Raw genomic sequence first — 19,500 nt, 5'->3', positions numbered from 1 at the left:
GGAAGGCGTTCCCTCCGTCGGCCGGGTGCCCACGTCGGCGCGCACCCCCCAACCCAAGCCGGTACCGGGCCGACCCACGGGCCGGCCGTTCGTCCCGACCGCCCGGAGGTCCGCGTGCCCGCACCCCGCACCGCCCGCGTACGCCGGCACCGGCAGTCCGACCGGGCGCACCGGTTGTGGTCGGTCCGGACCCAGCTGCTCGCCCCGATCATGATCGCGACGGTGGGCCTGCTCGCCCTCGGTACGGTGCAGACCAGCTCCGCCCTCGCCGCCTCCTTCGACGCCCAGCGGGCCCGGGTGCTCGCCGGCACGGCGACCGCGACCGTGCAGCTGGTCCACGAGTTGGAGCGGGAGCTGGCCGAGACGGCCGCGTTGCGCGGGCGCGGCGGGACCTCGGGCCGGCAACTGGTCGACGCCCAGCGCCGACGGGGCGACGCGGCGGTGCAGCGGTACCGCACGGCCGCCGCTGCGGCCCGCGCCGCCGCGCCGGAACTGGCCCCGGCCCTCGACGCGGCGGACGAACAGCTCGCCCGGCTCGACGAGGCCCGCTCGGCGGCGCTCGGCGACCGGCCGGCCGACCCGCTCTACCTCGGCCTGGTCGACGCGCTGCTCGCCGTCGCCGACGCGCTGCCGGCGCAACTGCGGGACACCGAGCTGGCCAACGCGGCCCGGGAGGTGGCCTCGGTCGCGGCGCAGGAACACATCGCGGCCCTCGAACGGGACCTGCTCCGGGCCAGCTTCACCCGGGGCACGCTGAGCAGGGGGGACCTGGTCCGGGCCGGGCAGCTTCGGGGAGCCCGGGAACAGCGGCAGGCCGAGTTCTCCCGCATCGCCGGGCCCGGGTCGCTGGCGACCTACCAGCGGCTGCTGACCGGCCCGGACGTCGCCGCCGCCGGTCGGATGCGCGACGACGCACTGGGCGTCGACGCCGACTCCGCCGCCCTGCGGGCCGACGGCGACGCCTGGTTCGTCGCGCAGAGCAGTGTCGTGCGCCGGTACAACCTGGTCGGGCGGGAACTCTCCGAGCAACTCGACGCGCGTGCCGCGGCGCTGGCCACCGACGCCCGTACCAGCGCCCTGCTCACCGGGTCGATCACCCTGACGCTGGCCCTGCTCGCCGTCGTGGCGGCCACCGTCCTCGCGGTCCGCATCAGCCGCCGGCTGCGCGACCTGCGGGCCGCCGCCCTGGTCATGGCCCGCCGGGAACTGTCGGACCGGATCGACGCCATCACCACCGGCGTGCCGTACGGTGCGGACGGCACCTCGGCGCTGGAGCGCACCGCCCGCATCGCCCGGGGACGCGACGAGATCGCCCAGGTGGCCGACGCGTTCAACACCGTCAACCGAGCCGCCCTGCACCTGGCCGGTGAGCAGGCGGAGCTGCGTCTCGACGTGACCCGGATGGTCGAGGCGCTGGCGCGCCGGATCCGTACCCTGATCACCCGTCAGCTCCGGATGCTCGACGAGTTCGAGCGTGAGGAGACCGACCCGGACGCGCTGGCCCGGCTCTTCGCCCTCGACCACCTGGCCGCCCGGATGCGGCGCAACGGCGAGAACCTGCTGGTGCTGGCCGGCGGGGAACCGGGCCGCTCCCAGGAGGGCGCCTACCTGCTGACCGACGTGGTGACCGCCGCCTCCTCCGAGATCGAGGAGTACACCCGCGTCGAGGCCGACCTGCCGCAGGTCGGGATCGCCGGCAGCGTGGTCGGCAACCTCGTGCACCTGCTCGCCGAACTGCTGGAGAACGCCACCGTCTACTCGCCGCCGCACACCAGCGTCCGGGTCGACGGTCGGCGCACGGTCGACGGGCTGGTGATCCGGATCCACGACCAGGGCATCGGGATCAGCGACACCCGACTCGCCGAGATCAACGAGCGCCTCGCCGCGCCGGCCACGCTCTCCAGCGCGGCAGCCGGCAGCATGGGCCTGCACGTGGTCTCGCACCTGGCGGCACGGCACGCGATCCAGGTCTCGCTGCACGCCACCGGCACCGGCACGATGGTCAACGTCGAGTTGCCCGAGTCGGTCCTCACCCTGCCCCGGAACACCTTCCGGCCGGCGCCACCGACGGTGGAACGGGCCGCCTCACCGACCGTCGCACACAGCGTCGCGCGGACCGCCCCGCCGAGCGTCACGCGGTCCGTGCCGACGGTCGGCGCCGGGGCGGACAGCTGGTTCCGCCCGGGCGCCGGGACACCGGCGGGTCCGCCGACCTGGTCGCCGTCGGCTCCGCCGACCTGGTCGCCGTCGACGGCTCCGGCCGGCGGGGACCGTGCGGCCCCGCCGGCGCCGGTGGTGGCGCTGCCGGCCGTGGGCAGCCTCGACCGGCCGGCCAGCCCGTACCACCCGACGTCGCCCGCCGCGCCCAACGGTTCCGGCGGGCTGCCCCGGCGCACCAGGGGACAGGAGCTGACAGCCGAGCTGTGGTCGTCCCCGCCGCCGACGTCCGTGCCCCGGGCAGAACTGCTCGATCCGGACGTCGTCCGCGCCCGACTGTCCGCGCTGGCCGAGGGCGTTGCCAGCGCGATGCGGCGCAGCCAGACCGCAGATCCGACCAGGAGGCAGCAATGATCCCACCCACCCGCACCGGGCTCGACTGGCTCCTGGCCAGCTTCGCCGACCAGATCCCGGACGTGGCGCACGCCCTGGCGGTCTCCGGTGACGGCCTGCGGCTGGCCGCCTCGCCCGGGTTGGCGGCCGACCAGGTCGACCAGCTCGCCGCGGTGATCAGCGGCCTGGCGAGCCTGACCACCGGCGCGGCCCGGTTCATGGCCGCCGGCCGGGTCCGCCAGCAGATCGTCGACATGGACGGCGGGGTACTGCTGGTGATGGCGGTGGGCAACCGGGCGCTGATCGGGGTGCTGGCCGCCCCCGGCTGCGATCTCGGACAGATCGGCTACGAGACGGCGATGCTGGTACAGCGGGTGGCCGAGGCGCTCGAACCGGCGGCCCGCACATGACCCGGCGACGGACCGTGCTGGCCGCTCCGTTCCTCGTCGCGTTGCTCGGCGGCGGCTGCTCCGAGGACCGGTCGGCGGGCGACGACGACGCCTGGCACGGCGGGCGGATCTTCCTCGCCACCGGCAACACCACTGGCGTCTACTACCAGCTCGGCGGAGGCTACGCCGACATCATCAGCCGGCACCTGCCCGGGTACGAGGCGCGGGCCGAGCCGACCGGCGCGTCCGGGGACAACATCCCCCGGGTGGTCACCGGCGACATGGAGATCGGCTTCAGCTCGGCCGACACGGCGGCGGACGCCATCGCCGGTCGGGGCGCCTTCCAGGCCGGCCCCCAGCAGGTGCAGGCGCTGGCCCGGATCTACAGCGACTACATCCAGGTGGTCGTCCGGTCGGACGCCGAGATCGAGACCATGGACGACCTGCGGGGCAAACGGGTCTCCACCGGCTCTCCCCGCTCCGGTACCGACGTGATCGCCACCCGGCTGCTCACCGCCGCCGGCCTCCACCCCGAACGCGGCGTCGAACGGGAACGGTTCTCGCTGCCGGAGACCGTCAAGCGGATGCGGGCCGGCACCCTGGACGCGTTCTTCTTTTCCGGCGGGTTGCCCACCCCCGGCATCGCCGACCTGGTCACCGGTGCCCCCGACACCTTCGCCTTCCTGCCGATCGCCAACCTGGTCGGGGCGCTCACCAGCGCACACGGGCCGGTCTACACCAGCGCGGTCCTGCCCCGGGCGGCCTACGGCGCGCGTCGGGACGTACCGACCGTCACCGTGCCCAACCTGCTGCTGGTCAACCCGGCGATGCCGGAGAAGCTGGCGTACGACCTGACCCGGCTGCTCTTCGCCCACCAGCCCGAACTGGCGAGGGTGCACCCGGAGGGCGGCAACATCGACCGAACCACCGCCGGAGACACCGAGCCGATCCCGCTGCACCCCGGCGCGGCCCGTTTCCACCGGGGCGGCTGAGGACCCGGGAGCCCGGCCGCTGACGGTCGCCCGGGGACCTCAGCGGACGGTGAGGTGGAGGGTGCTTTCCCGGCCGACCCGTACGTCGGCCGTGGTGGTGACGCGAGGCGCGCCGTCGGCGGACACGACGGTCACCTCGTACCGCCCCGGGGCGAGCCGCCAGCGGAAGTAGCCGTCGTCGTCGGTGGTCACCACCAGTTCCGGCACCGGCACCGGGGGAGTGTCGAGCGAGCGCACCCGGATCGTCGCGTTGACGACCGGCGCGCCGGTCGGGGTGCGGACGCGTCCGCTGACCACTCCCCGGTTCCCCGGCGGGAGGTCGTCGTCCACGTCGTCGCCCGTGTCGTCGCCCGTGTTGTCGTCCGGCTCGTCCGGTCGGTCGCTCACCGGACGGTCCGGGCTGCCGGTGGCGGGTGGCGGGGCGTCCGCGGAATCGTTCTGCCCCTGGCACCCGGTGAGCAGGGCGCCGAGGACGGCCGCCGACAGGCCGATCATGCCGAGACGTTTTCGCATGGTGCCCGGGCCCCTTTCCGTGTTGGTTCCGACAGTCGGGATTCCGTCCGTCGAATTGCGTCGGAAGCCTGAGGGCGATTGTTTCCGTAACTGTTACCGCCCCGTCGTTCACTTCTATCACGGATTTCGGGTGCGGATGGTCGGAACGCGGATGGAACGGTTCCGGACACGGCGTACGCCGAGCGGGCGGCACCTGTCCGGGTGCCGCCCGTGAACGGTGGATCAGGGCAGGGACGTCCAGTACTGCATGTTGGCGAAGACTCCCTCGGTGATGCGCTTGCCCGAGTTGGGGTTGCCGCCGTAGCCGTGGTAGGCCATGACGCACTCACCGCAGCCGGACCGGTTGTAGTGGACCGGGCCGCCGCTGTTGCCGCCGACGGTGTCGTTGCGGTAGTAGACCTTCTCGGTGGTGGAGTTGACCACCGTGGCCTGGACGCCCTCGTCGAGGTCGCCGCACCACTGCTCGAGCGGCTTGTCGCCGGGGTAGCCGCAGGCCCGGGTGGGCAGGCCGTTCAGGCTGGCCGCCTGCCACCAGTAGCCGAACCAGCCGACGGTGTCACCGAGCCGGCAGTTGAGCTTGACGGTGCCGTAGTCGAACTCGTGGTTGGCGTTGGTGGTCCAGCCGACCACCGAGTGCAGGCTCTTGGCCGTGCAGGAGCCGTACGGCGCGCCACCGGAGCCGTTGTACCCGGGGTAGACCACCACGTTGGTCGACCAGGATCCACCGGATCCGCCGCTGTGCAGGCAGTGGCCCGCGGTGCCGACCACGTCCGGCCCGTAGAACCAGCCGGTGCAGCGACCGCCCGAGAAGGTGATCAGCGCGACCGCCCGGTAGGGGAAGCCGGTGGTCGGGTTGATCCGGTACCGCTGGTCGGCACCGATGATCGAGTTGGTGCCGGGTGCGCCCTCGTCGACCGCGCGGTCCCGGGACCGGGTCGGGGCGCCGGTGCCGGCGAAGCTCGGTGAACTGGTGGTCGTGGCCGCGACGCCGGGGCCGGGAGCGGGGACGTTGACGCTGGCGGTGGGGGTGTCCGGGCTGACCCGGCTGGTGGCGGGCTCGGCCGAGGCCGGGACGCCGCCGGCGGCGAGCAGGGCCGCCGCCGTGGCGGTCGCCACGGCGAGCAGACGGACCCGACGACGGACTGACAATCGCGTCATGACTCTCCCTCACAGGGCGGGGATACGGGCAGGCCTCACCCTAGCGAAACCAATTGCAAATGGGCATATCTCGATTTGTTTATTTCGGTTATCCGCACAGGGCTGGCTCCGGTCGCGGAGTCGTGGTATCGCTCGTGCGCCTAATGGCAGAAATGGAGATGGGGTGACATGTGGGGGTTGCCCGGGTGGGTTCGGGGTCGGGAGGCAAGTCCGGAAAAGGCGGCCGGCGGGGTATAGGGGCGTTTGCCATCCGCGACATTCCCATGAATGGGCGTCGAAATGGGCTCTGTCGGATTCCGTAAAATGTTACATCGGATTGACCGGCATTGCTCGACCCGTCATGGCGGAACCACCCGTACGTGCTGGCCGGCTCGACGGACGACGCCGGCAACCCGGGTCGGTCGGGGCGGACGGGTGGTTGCAGGGGTCCCCTCCTACCGCATTTCGACGAGGAGGGGACCCCTGCACACACCCCACACACCCCACACACCCCACACGCCCCACGCACCCCGGCCACGGGGCCGTGGCGCGCCGGACGGGCCGGGGAACGGGGTCGGGGGTCGACGGGTCGGACGCGGGATAGAGTCGCTCCCTGACGTTCGCGGTCGGTGGTGGCCGCAGGGCCACCGCCGGGGGGTAGCAGGTGAACGAGGCGCTGACGGGCCAGGCTCCGGTGGCGGAGGGCTCCACACCGGTGGAGCCGTACGCCGGGACACCGGCCGAGCCGTACACCGAGGGCGAGACGAGCCTGGTCGTGGTCACCGGGCTCTCCGGCGGCGGCCGGAGCACGGTGGCCCGGGCCCTGGAGAACGTCGGCTACTACGTGGTCGACAACCTGCCGCAGGCACTCCTGCTGGACATGGCCGAGCTGGCGTCGAAGGCCGGCGGCGCGGCCCGGCGTACCGCGATGGTGCTGGACGTGCGCTCGCGCGCCTTCTCCACGGACCTGGCCGGCGCGATCCGGGAGCTGAGGGAGCGGGGCTTCTCGCCACGGGTGGTCTTCGTCGACGCCGACGACGAGGTGCTCATCCGGCGGTTCGAGAGCGTCCGCCGCTCGCACCCGCTGCAGGGCGACGGCCGGCTGGCCGACGGCATCGCGGTCGAGCGCAGCCTGCTGGAGGAGGCCCGGGACCAGGCCGACGTGATCGTCGACACCAGCCACCTCAACGTCAACCAGCTCCGGCGGCGCATCGAGGAGCTCTTCGGCGAGGAGGACGCCCGGCGACTGCGGGTCACCGTGCTCTCCTTCGGCTTCAAGTACGGTCTCCCGCCGGACGCCGACTTCGTGCTCGACGCCCGGTTCCTGCCGAACCCGTTCTGGGTGCCGGACCTGCGCGAGCAGACCGGCCGGGACACGCCGGTCAGCGAGTACGTGCTCGGCCAGGAGGGCGCCGAGGCGTTCGTCTCGGCCTACGCCGACCTGGTCAGCGCCACCACCGCCGGGTTCGAGCGGGAGGGCAAGCGGTACCTCACCGTGGCGGTGGGCTGCACCGGGGGCAAGCACCGCAGCGTGGCGATCACCGAGGAACTGGCCGCGCGACTGCGCCAGTCCGGTCTCGCCGCCAACGCCCAGCACCGCGACCTGGGGCGCGAATGACGGCGACGAAGGTGGTGGCCTTCGGCGGTGGGCACGGTCTCTCCGCGTCCCTGCGCGCGCTGCGTCGGTGCGCTCCCGAACTCGACCTCGACATCACCGCGGTGGTGACCGTGGGTGACGACGGTGGTTCCAGCGGTCGGCTGCGCGCCGCCCGGGGCGGACTGCCCCCCGGCGACCTGCGTCAGGCGCTGGTCGCCCTGGCCGGGGACCACCCGGCCACCCGACGTAGCGCGCGGCTGTTCCAGCACCGGTTCGCCCGTACCGGCATCGACGTCACGACCCCGGCCGACGTCGCGGTCGCGGTCGGCGGCCCGGCGGCGACCGACGGCCCGGCGGTACGGCCTCCGGCCGGCGGGGCCCCGTCCCCGGCCGCCCGACGGGCCGCCCCGGTCGGGAACGGCGACCGGCCCGACGGCAGGTGCGCGGACGGCCTGGACGGGCACGCGGTCGGCAACCTGGTGCTGTTCGGCCTGATGGAACTGCTCGGCGACCCGGTGGTCGCGCTGGAACACGCCGGCACCATGCTCGGCACGGTCGGCCGGGTCCTGCCGATGTCCTGCGAACCGGTCGGCATCGAGGCGCAGGTGCGGGGCGCGGACCCGACCCGACCGGACGAGGTCCGCACCGTACGCGGACAGCACCAGGTGGCGGTCACCACCGGCCGGGTGGAGTCGCTGCGGCTCACCCCGGCCGCGCCGGTCGCCTGCCCCCAGGCGGTGGCGGCGATCCTGGACGCCGACTGGCTGATCTTCGGACCGGGAAGCTGGTACACCAGCGTCCTGCCGCACCTGCTGGTGCCCGGCCTGGCCGACGCGGTCGTCGCCAGCCCGGCCCGGCGGCTGGTCACCCTGAACCTCTCCGCCGAGAAGGAGACCCTCGGGCTCTCCGCCGCCGGCCACCTCGCCGCGCTGCGCCGCTACCTCCCGGAACTCACCGCCGACTGTGTGCTCGCCGACGACCGGGTGGTGAACGATCCGGGGTCGCTGGCCCGTGCGGCAGAATCCCTGGGAGCCCGGCTCGTGCTCGCCCCGGTCGCCGTCGCCGACGGCAGTCCCCGGCACGATCCGGTCGCCCTGGGCGCCGCCCTGGTGCCGGTCCTGGGCGCCGCTCGTTAACCACCTACGTAATCACCGGTCGTTAAGCACCTACGTAAGCACCGGCGACACGCCGGAACCGGTCCGTGAGGGGACGCACAATGGCGATGACGGCTGCGGTCAAGGACGAGCTGAGTCGGGTCGACGTGCCCAAGCCCTGCTGCCGACGGGCGGAGATGACCGCCCTGCTGCGGTTCGCCGGTGGGCTGCACATCGTCTCCGGTCGGGTGGTGGTCGAGGCGGAGCTGGACACCGGGGCGGTCGCCCGACGCCTGCGCCGCGAGATCGCCGAGGTCTACGGCTACCCGAGTGAGATCCACGTACTCGCCTCGGGTGGCCTGCGCAAGGGCAGCCACTTCATCGTCCGGGTGGTCAAGGACGGCGAGTCGCTGGCCCGGCAGACCGGGCTGCTGGACGTCCGGGGCCGCCCGGTGCGCGGGCTGCCCCCGCACGTGGTCGCCGCCAACGTCTGCTGCGCGGTGTCGGCCTGGCGGGGCGCCTTCATGGCGCACGGCTCGCTGACCGAGCCGGGCCGGTCCAGCGCCCTGGAGATCACCTGCCCCGGCCCGGAGTCGGCCCTCGCCCTGGTCGGCGCGGCCCGCCGGATCGGGATCACCGCCAAGAACCGCGAGGTGCGCGGGGTGGACCGGGTGGTGGTCAAGGACGGCGACGCGATCGCCGCGCTGCTCACCCGGGTCGGCGCGCACTCCAGCGTGCTCGCCTGGGAGGAACGCCGGGTGCGGCGCGAGGTCCGGGCCACGGCCAACCGGCTGGCCAACTTCGACGACGCCAACCTGCGCCGTTCGGCGCGGGCGGCGGTCGCCGCCGCCGCCCGGGTGACCCGGGCGTTGGAGATCCTCGCCGACGACGCCCCCGAGCACCTCACCTCCGCCGGCCGGTTGCGGCTGGAGCACCGGCAGGCCTCCCTGGAGGAGCTCGGCGCGCTGGCCGACCCACCGCTGACCAAGGACGCCATCGCCGGCCGGATCCGCCGGCTGCTCGCGCTCGCCGACAAACGCGCCCGCGACCTCGGCATCCCCGATACCGAAGCGGCAGTCACGCCCGACATGCTCGTGGTCTGATAGGACGGTGGGCCGGTGGCGGCGTCCGGGTTCACGCCCCGGCGCAGCGAGCCGTCCTGTGCTCGGATAGGGTCGCAGCGTACGGCAAGGGGGCCGACAACCGGCTTCCCCCGCCGTACCCACCGCCTCGGCGGTCTGGTCCGTCGGACCGCGGCGGGGTGGCCGAGATGAACTGTCAACGGCCGGCTCCAACGGTCGGCGCACACCAACTCGCCGGCCGCAGTCTGGCGCCGGCGGACCAGAACGCGAGGAGATGGGACCTGTGACCATCCGGGTTGGCATCAACGGCTTCGGCCGTATCGGCCGCAACTTCTTCCGGGCAGTGCTGGCGTCCGGCGCGGACGTCGAGGTCGTCGCCGTGAACGACCTGACCGACAACGCCACGCTCGCCCACCTGCTCAAGTACGACAGCATCCTCGGCCGGCTCCCGCACGAGGTCAAGGCCACCGCCGACGAGATCACCGTCGGCGGCAAGACCATCAAGGCGTTCGCCGAGCGCGACCCGAGCAAGCTGCCCTGGGGCGACCTGGGCGTGGACGTGGTCATCGAGTCGACCGGCTTCTTCACCGACGCCACCAAGGCCAAGGCGCACGTCGACGGTGGGGCCAAGAAGGTCATCATCTCCGCCCCGGCGAAGAACGAGGACGTCACCGTCGTCATGGGCGTCAACCACGGCGACTACGACCCGGCCAAGCACACCATCATCTCGAACGCCTCCTGCACCACCAACTGCCTGGCCCCGATGGCGAAGGTCCTGCACGACACCTTCGGCATCCAGAAGGGTCTGATGACCACGATCCACGCGTACACCCAGGACCAGAACCTCCAGGACGCGCCGCACTCGGACCTGCGCCGGGCCCGCGCCGCCGCGCTGAACATCGTGCCGACCTCCACCGGCGCCGCGAAGGCGATCGGCCTGGTCCTGCCCGACCTCAAGGGCAAGCTCGACGGGTACGCGCTGCGCGTGCCGATCCCGACCGGCTCCGCCACCGACCTGACCGTCGAGGTTGGCCGCGAGACCACCGTCGACGAGGTCAACGCCGCCATCAAGGCCGCCGCCGAGGGGCCGCTCAAGGGCGTCCTGGTCTACAACGAGGACCCGATCGTGTCGGCCGACATCGTCACCGACCCGGCCTCCTGCATCTTCGACGCGCCGCTGACCAAGGTCATCGGCAACCAGGTCAAGGTCGTCGGCTGGTACGACAACGAGTGGGGCTACTCGAACCGCCTGGTCGACCTGGTCAAGCTGGTCGGTAGCTCGCTGTGAGCATCCGTACCCTCGACGACCTGCTCGCCGAGGGGGTTTCAGGTCGGCGCGTCCTGGTGCGCGCCGACCTGAACGTGCCCCTCGACAAGCAGACCGGCGCGATTAACGATCATAATTCCGCCTCCGCGCCGCAAGGCGGCACTCCGGACGGAATGAGGATCGCCGACGACGGCCGGATCCGGGCGGTGCTGCCGACGCTCGGCGCGCTGGTGCAGGCCGGGGCGAAGGTGGTCGTCTGTTCGCACCTGGGCCGCCCCAAGGGCGCGCCGGACCCGCAGTACAGCCTCCGGCCGGTCGCCGGGCGGCTCGGCGAGCTGCTCGGCGCTCCGGTGCAGTTCGCCGCGGACACCGTCGGCGACTCGGCCCGGTCCACCGTGGAGGCGCTGGCCGACGGCCAGGTCGCGCTCCTGGAGAACCTCCGGTTCAACAAGGGTGAGACCAGCAAGGACGACGCCGAGCGGGGCGCCTTCGCCGACCAGCTCGCCGGCTTCGGCGAGGCGTACGTGGACGACGCGTTCGGCGCGGTGCACCGCAGGCACGCCAGCGTGTACGACGTCCCGGCCCGGCTGCCGCACGTGGCCGGTCGGCTCGTGCTCCGCGAGGTCGAGGTGCTCGGCAAGCTGACCGGCGAACCGGAGCGCCCGTACGTGGTGGTCCTCGGCGGCTCCAAGGTCTCCGACAAGCTCGCGGTGATCGAGGCGTTGCTGCCGAGGGTCGACCGGCTGCTCATCGGCGGCGGGATGTGCTTCACCTTCCTCAAGGCCCAGGGCCACGAGGTGGGCACCTCGCTGCTGGAGGAGGAGATGGTCGAGACCTGCCGCAACCTGCTGGAGCGGTCCGAGGGCAAGATCATGCTCCCGGTCGACGTGGTGGCGGCGGACGCCTTCGCCCCGGACGCGGCGCACGACACCGTCCGCGCCGACGGCATTCCGAGCCACCGGCTCGGGCTGGACATCGGCCCGGAGACGGTCGCCGGCTTCGCCGCCGCGCTCTCCGGTGCGAAGACGGTCTTCTGGAACGGCCCGATGGGCGTGTTCGAGATGCCGGCGTTCGCCAACGGCACCCGGGGGGTCGCCGAGGCGATCACCAAGACCGACGCGTTCACCGTCGTCGGCGGCGGCGACTCCGCCGCCGCGGTGCGGGCGCTCGGGCTCGACGAGTCCTCGTTCGGGCACATCTCCACCGGCGGGGGCGCCTCGCTGGAATACCTCGAGGGCAAGACCCTCCCCGGCATCGCGGCGCTGGAGGACTGATGGCGGCGATCACCCGCCGGCCCCTGATGGCCGGCAACTGGAAGATGAACCTGAACCACTTCGAGGCCAACCTCCTGCTCCAGAAGCTGGCGGCCAGCCTCACCGAGAAGCAGCTCACCGACGTCGAGTGCGTCGTGCTGCCGCCCTTCACCGACCTGCGGACGGTGCAGACCGCGGTCGACGGCGACAAGCTGCTCATCGGCTACGGCGCCCAGGACCTCTCCGCGCACCAGTCGGGGGCGTACACCGGGGAGATCTCCGGGGCGATGCTGGCGAAGCTCGGCTGCTCGTACGTGGTGGTCGGGCACTCGGAGCGGCGCGCGTACCACCACGAGGACGACGCGCTGGTCAACGCCAAGGTCACCGCGGCTCTCGGCAGCGGGCTCACCCCGATCCTCTGCGTGGGCGAGGGGCTGGACGTGCGGGACGAGCAGCGGCACGTCGCGCACTGCCAGGACCAGCTCACCGCCGGCCTGAAGGGGCTCAGCGCCGAGCAGGTCACCAAGGTCGTCATCGCGTACGAGCCGGTCTGGGCGATCGGCACCGGCAAGACCGCGACGCCGGAGGACGCCCAGGAGGTGTGCGGTGCGGTGCGGGAGCGCCTCGCCGAGCTGTACGACCAGGCGACCGCGGACCAGGTCCGGGTCCTCTACGGCGGGTCGGTCAAGGCGTCGAACGTCGCCGCGATCATGGCCAAGCCGGACGTGGACGGCGCGCTCGTCGGCGGCGCCAGCCTCGACGCCGAGGAATTCGCGCAGATCTGCCGCTTCCCGGAACACATCACCCGCTGATCGCTCGCTATCCTTGACTCCGCCCGTCCGTCGGTCGGTGCCGCACGCCCGACACGCGGGGCGAGGATCGCAATGAGAGGACTGACCCCAGCCATGCCGACTTGGTTCGCATACACGTTGATCGGGTTGCTGACGATCACGAGCATCCTGCTCACCTTGCTGATCCTGCTGCACCGGGGCAAGGGCGGCGGAATGTCGAGCATGTTCGGCGGCGGGGTCAGCTCCAGCCTCGCCGGCTCGTCCGTGGCCGAGAAGAACCTCGACCGCTACACCGTCCTGGTGGGCATCGTCTGGTTCGCCTGCATCATCGGCCTCGGACTCTGGCTCAAGCTGGCGGTTCCCGCCTGAGGCGGACGCTTCCGTCGTCACCACCCGCGCGCGGCCCGTACCCACGGGTCGCGCGCGGTTCCGTTTCCACCCCTACCGCCCCGCCGCCCGTTCCGCCCCGGTCGCCGGTCGCCGGTCGCGCCCGTGTGTGTGGGTCCGCGTGGTTGCAGGGGCACCTTGCAGTGCGAAAAGCGGTAGCAAGGGTCCCCTGCAACCACCCGGGGCGGGGGTCAGCGGAGGCTACGGAAGCGGGGGCGTACGTCCACCGCGGCGGCCCGGTCGAGCAACCAGAGGGTACGGCCGACACCCGCCACCCCGGCGGCCGGCAACTGCACCGGACCCGCGCCGTCGAGCGCCATGTGGACCGCCGCCGCCTTGTCCGAGCCGCTGGCGATCAGCCACACCTCCTCGGCGGTGTTGATCGCGGGCAGGGTCAGCGTGGTGCGGACCGGCGGCGGCTTGGGGCTGCCCCGGACCGCGCTGACCGGACGGCTCTCGTAGTGCACCGGATGTTCGGGAAAGACCGACGCGACGTGGCCGTCCTCGCCGACGCCGAGGAGCAGCACGTCGAAGTGGGGCAGGGTGGCGTGCCCGGGGCGGGCCGAGGCGGCGAGTTCCTCGGCGTACCGGGCCGCCGCCGCCTCCGGGTCCGCCCCGGCCGGGCCGTCGGAGGCCGGCATCGGGTGGATCCGGGCCGGGTCGAGGGGGAGCTGGTCCAGCAGGGCGGCCCGGGCCTGGGTCTCGTTGCGCTCCGGGTCGCCGGCGGGGAGGAAGCGTTCGTCGCCCCACCAGACGTCCACCCGCGACCAGTCGACCGCGTCGCGGGCCGGAAGGGCCACCACCGCCCGGTAGACGGCGGCGGCGATCCGCCCTCCGGTCAGCACCACCGACGCCTGGCCCCGGTCGGCCTGCGCGTCGAGCAGCCGTACCAGGAGCCGGGCCGCGACCGCCTGCGCCAGCAGGTCGGCGTCGGCGTGTACGGCGACACTCGCCTCACTCATCTCGTGCCTTCTCGTCGACCGTCGGGCGTCCCGCCCGGCGGTACCTGGTCGTCGCCCGGGCGGCCCCGCCCGTGTACGTGTGGTCCGCCGCCGGTCCGCCCGTCACCGGGAAGGGTGACGGGCGAACCGGATCGGGCGGTCAGGAAGCGTCGTTCGTCGTGGCGTGCGCGGTGACGCCCGCCTCGGCGCGGCGCGCGGTGCTCGGGTCCTTCCAGACGTGCACCCGCTGGGCGGGCCGGTCGTCCAGGCCGGAGATCCCCGCCGCCGCCCCGAGGGCCTCGGCGTAGATCTGGTCGGCGTCCAGCCGGCGCAGCTCCTCGGCCAGCTCGTCGCCGAGGGGCCGCCGCACCAGCGGCAGGCTCCGGTCGGCCTGGCCGGTACGCCGGAACGTCGCCGTGCTGTCCTCCCGGGTCAGGGTCAGCTCGTCGCCGTTGGCACAGCGCAACCGCACCTCACGCATCCGGGGCTGCCCGTCGACGTGCTCCCAGCGCGGTTCGATGCCGAGCCGGCTGCCCAGCCAGCCGCACATCAGCGCCGCCGTCGGGTCGGACCGGGGGGCCAGCACGGTCGCCTCGGTGACCTCCGCCTGCGTGGTGTCGAAGGCCCCCGCGACCAGGGTGCGCCACGGGGTGATCCGGCTCCAGGCCAGGTCGGTGTCGCCCGGGGCGTAGTCCCGGGCCCGCTGGCGCAGTGCCTCGATCGGGTCGGCGGCCTGGGCGGCGTCGGTGATCCGCCGGTCGGCGACCACCCCGAGGAAGTCGGTGGCGATCTCCTCCGGCGGTTCGTCGTGCCACCAGGTCACCACCGGCACGTCCGGCACCAGCAGGGGCATCACCACCGACTCGGCGTGCAGCGCGAGCCGGCCGTACATCCGGGTGACGACCGCCTCGCACGGGCCGAGTCGACCGCCCACGACGATCTCCGCGTCCAGCCGGTTGTGGTCCCGTTCCACGTCGGAGCGGACCACGACCAGCAGCCGGCACGGGTGCGCGGCGGCGGCGATGGTGGCCGCCGCCTCCGCCTCGCGGACCCGCTTCTCGTCGACCACCACGATCAGCGTGAGGGCCATGCCACTGGCCACCCCGCCCGCGCTGCGCCGCTCGGCGGCGAGCGCCTTGACCACCTCGTTGCCGGTGGTGTCCCACAGCCCGATCATGCGCGTCTCCAGGCCCGGCCCTCGCGGGCCAGCATCTCGTCGGCGGACCGTGGACCCCACTCGCCGGCCCGGTACGGCTGCGGCTTGGTGCCCGCCCACGCCCGTTCCAGCGGGTCCACCACCTGCCAGCTCTGTTCCACCTCGGCGGCGTCCGGGAAGAGGGTGCGGTCGCCGATCAGCACGTCCAGCACCAGCCGTTCGTACGCCTCCGGGCTGGCCTCGGTGAACGCCTCGCCGTACTGGAAGTCCATGGCGATGTCCCGGACCTCCATGGTGGTGCCCGGCACCTTGGAGCCGAACTTCAACACCACGCCCTCGTCCGGTTGCACCCGGATGACGAGCTGGTTGTTGCCGAGCATCTCGATGTCGGCGTCGTTGAACGGCAGGTGCGGGGCGCGCTTGAACATGATGGCCACCTCGGTGACCCGGCGGGGGAGCCGCTTGCCGGCGCGGATGTAGAACGGCACCTCCGCCCAGCGGCGGTTCTGGATGCCGAGCCGCACCGCGACGTACGTCTCGGTGGTGGAGTCCGCCGGGACGCCCTCCTCGTCCAGGTAGCCGACCGCCCGCTGCCCACCCACCCAGCCGGGCAGGTACTGGCCGCGGACGGTGCCCTCGGAGATGTCCTCCGGCAGGGTGATCGCCCGGAGCACCTTCAGCTTCTCGGCCCGGATCTCGTCGGCGCCGAAGCTGGTCGGCTCCTCCATCGCGACCAGGGCCAGCAGTTGCAGCAGGTGGTTCTGGAGGACGTCCCGGGCCGCGCCGGCGGAGTCGTAGAACCCCGCCCGGCTGCCGATGCCGACGTCCTCGGCCATGGTGATCTGCACCGAGTCGACGTAGTGGGAGTTCCACAGCGGCTCGAACAGGTTGTTCGCGAAGCGCAGGGCGAGGATGTTCTGAACGGTCTCCTTGCCCAGGTAGTGGTCGATCCGGAAGACGTCCTGGCTGGTGAAGACGTCGTCGACCAGGTCGTTGAGTTCCTTCGCCGAGGGCAGGTCGTGCCCGAACGGCTTCTCCACCACGACCCGCCGCCAGCCACCGGAGCGGGCGTTGTCGGCCATTCCGGTGCGGGCGAGCTGCTTGAGCACCACCGGGAACGCCGCCGGGGGGATGGAGAAGTAGAAGGCGGCGTTGCCGGCGATGCCGTGGGTGGCGCGCAGCTCGTCGAGGGTGGTCGCGAGGTGGTCGAAGGCCGCGTCGTCGTCGAACGACCCGCCGACGAACTTGATGTTGCCGGCCAGTCGCGCCCACACCTCCTCCCGCCACGGGGTGCGCGCGTGCTTCTTGGCCGCCTCGTAGGCCAGCGACTCGAAGTCGCCGTCGCCCCAGTCCCGGCGGGCGAAGCCGAGGACCACGAAGCCCGGGGGCAGCAGCCCCCGGTTGGCCAGGTCGTAGACCGCGGGCAGCAGCTTCTTGCGGGCCAGGTCCCCGGTGACGCCGAAGATCACCAGAGCGCAGGGCTCCGGGATCCTCGGCAGCCGCCGGTCCTGCGGGTCGCGTAGCGGGTTCACGCCGCCTCCTCGGTCCGCCGGATCCGTTCCGGTCATCGTCACGTCCGGAACCGTCGGGCCGTGTCCAGCAGGTGGGCCACGCCCGCGGTCCGGTCGGTCAGGTGCAGCCGCACCAGCGGACGGTTCCGGCCGGCCAGGGCCTGCCGGTCCCCGGCGGCCTGGGCGGCCTGGAGCTCGCCGAACGTGTACGGCTTCCCGGGCACCGGCAGGTCCTCGGCGACCGCCCCGGTGATCTGGAGGAAGCTGCCGACCTGCGGACCGCCCTTGTGGTACTGACCGGTGGAGTGCAGGAAGCGCGGCCCCCAGCCGAAGGTGACCGGCCGTCCGGCCGCCCCGGCCAGCAGCGGCCGCAGCTCGCCCGCGTCGGCGTCGGCGAACCGGTCGAGGTACGCCATGACCGCGAGGTAGCCGCCCTCGGCCAGCCCGTCGGTCAGCCAGCGCAGCACGCCGGTCAGGTCGCCCGGAGCGCCCGCCGGGGCGTACACCTCGACCGGGCCGTCGGTGAAGGACGGCGACTCGGTGACCGGCCCGGCGGCCAGGATCTTGTTGGTGTTCTCCTTGCTCTCGGTCACGTTCGGCTGGTTGAACGGGTCGATGCCGAGCACCGCCCCGGCCACCGCCGTGGCGTACTCCCAGGTCAGGAAGTGCGCCCCGAGCGGGCCGTTGACCGCGACCTGCGGCTGCGCGCCGCCACCGGGCACCGCGCCGGCGGGCAGCGCCCCGCCGTAGGTGACGGTGAGCACGTCGTCGCCGGTCGCGCCGGGGCTGTCCGGCGACTCCACCACCACCGGCAGGATGCCGACGCCGGACTTGCCGGTCGACTCGGCGACGAGCTGCTCGGCCCAGTCGCCGAGCCCCTCGATGCCGGTGCCGTCACTGACCAGGGCGAGCTTGTCCCGGCCCTGGGTGGCGGCGGCGCCGAGCGCGGCCCCGAGCGCCAGGCCCGGGTTGTCGCGCTCGCCGCCGAAGCTCTCCGCGAGCGCCTCGGCCTCGTCGATCAGTTCGGCGACGTCGACCCCGGCCAGCGCGGACGGCACCAGCCCGAAGGCGGTCAGCGCGGAGAACCGGCCGCCCACCTCCGGGTCGGCGAGTACCACGTGGGCGCCCATCTCGGTGGCGGTGGCCTCCAGCGGGGAGCCCGGGTCGGTGACGATCACGAAGTGCCGCCCGGCCTCGGCCTCGGTCATCCCCGCGTCGAGGAACGCCTGCCAGTACGCGCGCCGGTGGCTGTCGGTCTCGACCGTGGAGCCGGACTTGCTGGCCACCACGACCACCGTCCGTTCCAGCCGGTCGGCCAGCGCCGCCCGGACCTGACCCGGGTCGGTGGTGTCCAGCACGGTCAGCGGCTTCCCGAGGGTCCGGGCGATGACCTCCGGGGCCAGCGAGGAGCCGCCCATCCCGGCGAGGACCACGTGGTCGAGGTCGCCCAGCTCGGTCTTCAGTTCGGCGAGCTGGGGGAGCAGGTCGCGGCTGCGGCGGTGGGTGTCCACCCAGCCGAGCCGGATCTTGGCCTCCTGCTCGGCGTCCGGACCCCAGACGGTGGCGTCCTTCTGCGCCAGTCGTCCGGGCACGCCGTCGCGCACCAGCGCGTCCCGGGTGGAGGTGGCGCCGGCGGCGTCCACCGCCGCCGCGCCGTACACCGCCAGTCCGGCAGCGGCCTCCACCGGGCCGTCCAGCAGGTCACTCACGCCTTGCCTCCTCGCTGCGCCGCGTCCAGCGACGTCCGGACCCCGTCGAGCAGTTCCTGCCAGCTCGCCTCGAACTTCTCCACACCCTCACGTTCCAGGGTGGCGATCACGTCGGCCATGTCCACGCCGGCCGACTCCAGGTCGGCGAAGACCTGCCGCGACTCGTCGTACGCCCCGGTGACCGTGTCGCCCCGGGTCTCGCCGTGGTCGGCGTACGCGTGGACCACCGGCTCCGGCATGGTGTTGACCGTGCCGGGGGCGATCAGCTCCTCGACGTAGATCACGTCCCGGTAGTCCGGGTTCTTGGTCGAGGTGGACGCCCAGAGCGGGCGCTGCGGGTGCGCCCCGGCGTCGGCGAGGGCCTGCCAGCGGTCGGAGGAGAAGACCTCCGAGTAGCGCTCGTACGCCAGCCGGGCGTTCGCCACGGCGGCCTTGCCGCGCAGCCCCTTGGCTTCGGCGGAACCGATCTTCTCCAGCCGCTTGTCGATCTCGCTGTCCACCCGGGAGACGAAGAACGAGGCGACCGAGCCGATCGTCGACAGGTCGTGGCCGTTCGCCTTCGCCTGCTCCAGGCCGGCGAGGAAGGCCTCCATCACCTGCGAGTAGCGGTCCAGCCCGAAGATCAGCGTGACGTTGACGCTGATCCCCTCGGCGAGGGTGGCGGTGATCGCCGGCAGCCCGGCCTCGGTCGCCGGGATCTTGATGAACAGGTTCGGCCGGTCGACCAGCCACCAGAGCGCCTTGGCCTCGGCGACGGTCTTCTCCGCCTCGTGGGCCAGCCGCGGGTCCACCTCGATCGACACCCGGCCGTCCACCCCGGCGCTGCCGTCGTACGACGGGCGCATCACGTCGCACGCCCAGCGCACGTCGTACGTGGTGAGCATGCGCACGGCCTCCTCGACCTGCACGCCCCGGGCGGCCAGGTCGCGGACCTGCCAGTCGTACTCGTCGGCGTCCTTCAGCGCCTTGGCGAAGATGGTCGGGTTGGTGGTCACCCCGGCCACGTGCTTCTCCCGCCGGAGCTGGTCCAGCCCGCCGGAGCTGAGCCGGGTCCGGGAGAGGTCGTCCAGCCAGACCGCCACGCCTGCGGCGGTCAGTTCCTTCAACCTGTCAGTCATACCGTCCACGCTC

17 protein-coding genes are annotated in these 19,500 nt (G+C 73.0%); 10 read left to right on the top strand and 7 right to left on the bottom strand.

Features of this window, described 5'->3' with window-relative positions:
• The first annotated feature begins 114 nt into the window (after nt 1–114).
• From QSK20_RS01005 to QSK20_RS00995, 3 genes are read left to right on the top strand one after another with little or no spacing between them, the layout of a single operon-like run.
• Entirely contained in the window at nt 115–2,571 is a 2,457-nt protein-coding gene (locus QSK20_RS01005) for a sensor histidine kinase (RefSeq protein WP_285786647.1), read from the top strand.
• Nucleotides 2,568–2,960, top strand: a complete 393-nt coding sequence (locus QSK20_RS01000; RefSeq protein WP_285786646.1) for a roadblock/LC7 domain-containing protein — start codon at nt 2,568–2,570, stop codon at nt 2,958–2,960. The genes QSK20_RS01005 and QSK20_RS01000 overlap by 4 nt, the downstream gene beginning before the upstream one ends.
• Nucleotides 2,957–3,931 carry a TAXI family TRAP transporter solute-binding subunit gene (locus tag QSK20_RS00995; protein ID WP_285786645.1) on the top strand — a complete coding sequence of 325 codons (975 nt, stop codon included), beginning with the start codon at nt 2,957–2,959 and terminating at the stop codon, nt 3,929–3,931. The genes QSK20_RS01000 and QSK20_RS00995 overlap by 4 nt, the downstream gene beginning before the upstream one ends.
• 39 nt (nt 3,932–3,970) lie before the next feature.
• On the opposite strand, the gene QSK20_RS00990 is transcribed toward QSK20_RS00995, so the two are convergent.
• On the bottom strand, nt 3,971–4,444 hold the full coding sequence (locus QSK20_RS00990) for a carboxypeptidase-like regulatory domain-containing protein (RefSeq protein WP_285786644.1): 474 nt from the start codon (nt 4,442–4,444) through the stop codon (nt 3,971–3,973).
• Nucleotides 4,445–4,666: 222 nt separating this feature from the next.
• Nucleotides 4,667–5,602 (bottom strand): trypsin-like serine peptidase, encoded by a 936-nt coding sequence (locus QSK20_RS00985; RefSeq protein WP_285786643.1) that lies wholly within the window; start codon nt 5,600–5,602, stop codon nt 4,667–4,669.
• A gap of 694 nt (nt 5,603–6,296) precedes the next feature.
• On the opposite strand from QSK20_RS00985, the gene rapZ reads away from it, so the two are divergent.
• The 7 genes from rapZ (at nt 6,297) to secG (ending at nt 13,034) form a co-directional block, all read left to right on the top strand.
• Entirely contained in the window at nt 6,297–7,199 is a 903-nt protein-coding gene (rapZ, locus tag QSK20_RS00980) for an RNase adapter RapZ (protein WP_285787168.1), read from the top strand.
• Nucleotides 7,196–8,314, top strand: coding sequence for a gluconeogenesis factor YvcK family protein (locus QSK20_RS00975; protein WP_285786642.1), 1,119 nt, complete (start codon nt 7,196–7,198; stop codon nt 8,312–8,314). Before rapZ ends, QSK20_RS00975 begins: the two co-directional genes overlap by 4 nt.
• An 80-nt stretch (nt 8,315–8,394) precedes the next feature.
• Nucleotides 8,395–9,375: a DNA-binding protein WhiA gene (gene whiA / locus QSK20_RS00970; RefSeq protein ID WP_285787167.1), complete on the top strand. Its 981-nt coding sequence runs from the start codon at nt 8,395–8,397 to the stop codon at nt 9,373–9,375.
• A 262-nt stretch (nt 9,376–9,637) separates the two neighbouring features.
• The gene (gene gap, locus QSK20_RS00965) at nt 9,638–10,642 is read left to right on the top strand and encodes a type I glyceraldehyde-3-phosphate dehydrogenase (protein WP_088983031.1); all 1,005 of its coding nucleotides are present in this window, start codon (nt 9,638–9,640) and stop codon (nt 10,640–10,642) included.
• Complete coding sequence (locus tag QSK20_RS00960) at nt 10,639–11,895, top strand: phosphoglycerate kinase (RefSeq protein WP_285786641.1); 1,257 nt, start codon at nt 10,639–10,641, stop codon at nt 11,893–11,895. The genes gap and QSK20_RS00960 overlap by 4 nt, the downstream gene beginning before the upstream one ends.
• Nucleotides 11,895–12,686 carry a triose-phosphate isomerase gene (tpiA, locus tag QSK20_RS00955; protein WP_285786640.1) on the top strand — a complete coding sequence of 264 codons (792 nt, stop codon included), beginning with the start codon at nt 11,895–11,897 and terminating at the stop codon, nt 12,684–12,686. The genes QSK20_RS00960 and tpiA overlap by 1 nt, the downstream gene beginning before the upstream one ends.
• 93 nt (nt 12,687–12,779) lie before the next feature.
• On the top strand, nt 12,780–13,034 hold the full coding sequence (gene secG / locus QSK20_RS00950) for a preprotein translocase subunit SecG (protein WP_285786639.1): 255 nt from the start codon (nt 12,780–12,782) through the stop codon (nt 13,032–13,034).
• 209 nt (nt 13,035–13,243) lie between these two features.
• Here secG and pgl read toward each other — a convergent pair whose 3' ends face one another.
• From pgl to tal, 5 genes are all read right to left on the bottom strand, one after another.
• Nucleotides 13,244–14,014, bottom strand: a complete 771-nt coding sequence (pgl, locus tag QSK20_RS00945) for a 6-phosphogluconolactonase (protein WP_285786638.1) — start codon at nt 14,012–14,014, stop codon at nt 13,244–13,246.
• A 139-nt stretch (nt 14,015–14,153) separates the two neighbouring features.
• Nucleotides 14,154–15,170, bottom strand: coding sequence for a glucose-6-phosphate dehydrogenase assembly protein OpcA (locus tag QSK20_RS00940; protein WP_285786637.1), 1,017 nt, complete (start codon nt 15,168–15,170; stop codon nt 14,154–14,156).
• Nucleotides 15,167–16,717, bottom strand: a complete 1,551-nt coding sequence (gene zwf, locus QSK20_RS00935; protein WP_285787166.1) for a glucose-6-phosphate dehydrogenase — start codon at nt 16,715–16,717, stop codon at nt 15,167–15,169. Before zwf ends, QSK20_RS00940 begins: the two co-directional genes overlap by 4 nt.
• Nucleotides 16,718–16,719: 2 nt before the next feature.
• The gene (locus tag QSK20_RS00930) at nt 16,720–18,369 is read right to left on the bottom strand and encodes a phosphoglucose isomerase-related protein (protein WP_285786636.1); all 1,650 of its coding nucleotides are present in this window, start codon (nt 18,367–18,369) and stop codon (nt 16,720–16,722) included.
• Nucleotides 18,366–19,487, bottom strand: a complete 1,122-nt coding sequence (gene tal, locus QSK20_RS00925; protein WP_285786635.1) for a transaldolase — start codon at nt 19,485–19,487, stop codon at nt 18,366–18,368. Before tal ends, QSK20_RS00930 begins: the two co-directional genes overlap by 4 nt.
• Between the last annotated feature and the right edge of the window lie 13 nt (nt 19,488–19,500).

Origin of the sequence: Micromonospora sp. NBRC 101691, from assembly GCF_030269285.1 — a bacterium.
Classification (GTDB): domain Bacteria; phylum Actinomycetota; class Actinomycetes; order Mycobacteriales; family Micromonosporaceae; genus Micromonospora; species Micromonospora echinospora.
Note: the sequence above shows the minus strand (reverse complement) of the source record. Positions and strands in the feature narration are given on the sequence as shown.

Coding starts and splice junctions, on each gene's coding strand:
- pgl (WP_285786638.1), bottom strand. CDS start 14,014: ATGAGTGAGGCGAGTGTCGCCGTACACGCCGACGCCGACCTGCTGGCG.
- whiA (WP_285787167.1), top strand. CDS start 8,395: ATGGCGATGACGGCTGCGGTCAAGGACGAGCTGAGTCGGGTCGACGTG.
- tpiA (WP_285786640.1), top strand. CDS start 11,895: ATGGCGGCGATCACCCGCCGGCCCCTGATGGCCGGCAACTGGAAGATG.
- QSK20_RS01000 (WP_285786646.1), top strand. CDS start 2,568: ATGATCCCACCCACCCGCACCGGGCTCGACTGGCTCCTGGCCAGCTTC.
- QSK20_RS00975 (WP_285786642.1), top strand. CDS start 7,196: ATGACGGCGACGAAGGTGGTGGCCTTCGGCGGTGGGCACGGTCTCTCC.
- secG (WP_285786639.1), top strand. CDS start 12,780: ATGCCGACTTGGTTCGCATACACGTTGATCGGGTTGCTGACGATCACG.
- tal (WP_285786635.1), bottom strand. CDS start 19,487: ATGACTGACAGGTTGAAGGAACTGACCGCCGCAGGCGTGGCGGTCTGG.
- QSK20_RS00990 (WP_285786644.1), bottom strand. CDS start 4,444: ATGCGAAAACGTCTCGGCATGATCGGCCTGTCGGCGGCCGTCCTCGGC.
- zwf (WP_285787166.1), bottom strand. CDS start 16,717: ATGACCGGAACGGATCCGGCGGACCGAGGAGGCGGCGTGAACCCGCTA.
- QSK20_RS00985 (WP_285786643.1), bottom strand. CDS start 5,602: ATGACGCGATTGTCAGTCCGTCGTCGGGTCCGTCTGCTCGCCGTGGCG.
- QSK20_RS00940 (WP_285786637.1), bottom strand. CDS start 15,170: ATGATCGGGCTGTGGGACACCACCGGCAACGAGGTGGTCAAGGCGCTC.
- QSK20_RS00995 (WP_285786645.1), top strand. CDS start 2,957: ATGACCCGGCGACGGACCGTGCTGGCCGCTCCGTTCCTCGTCGCGTTG.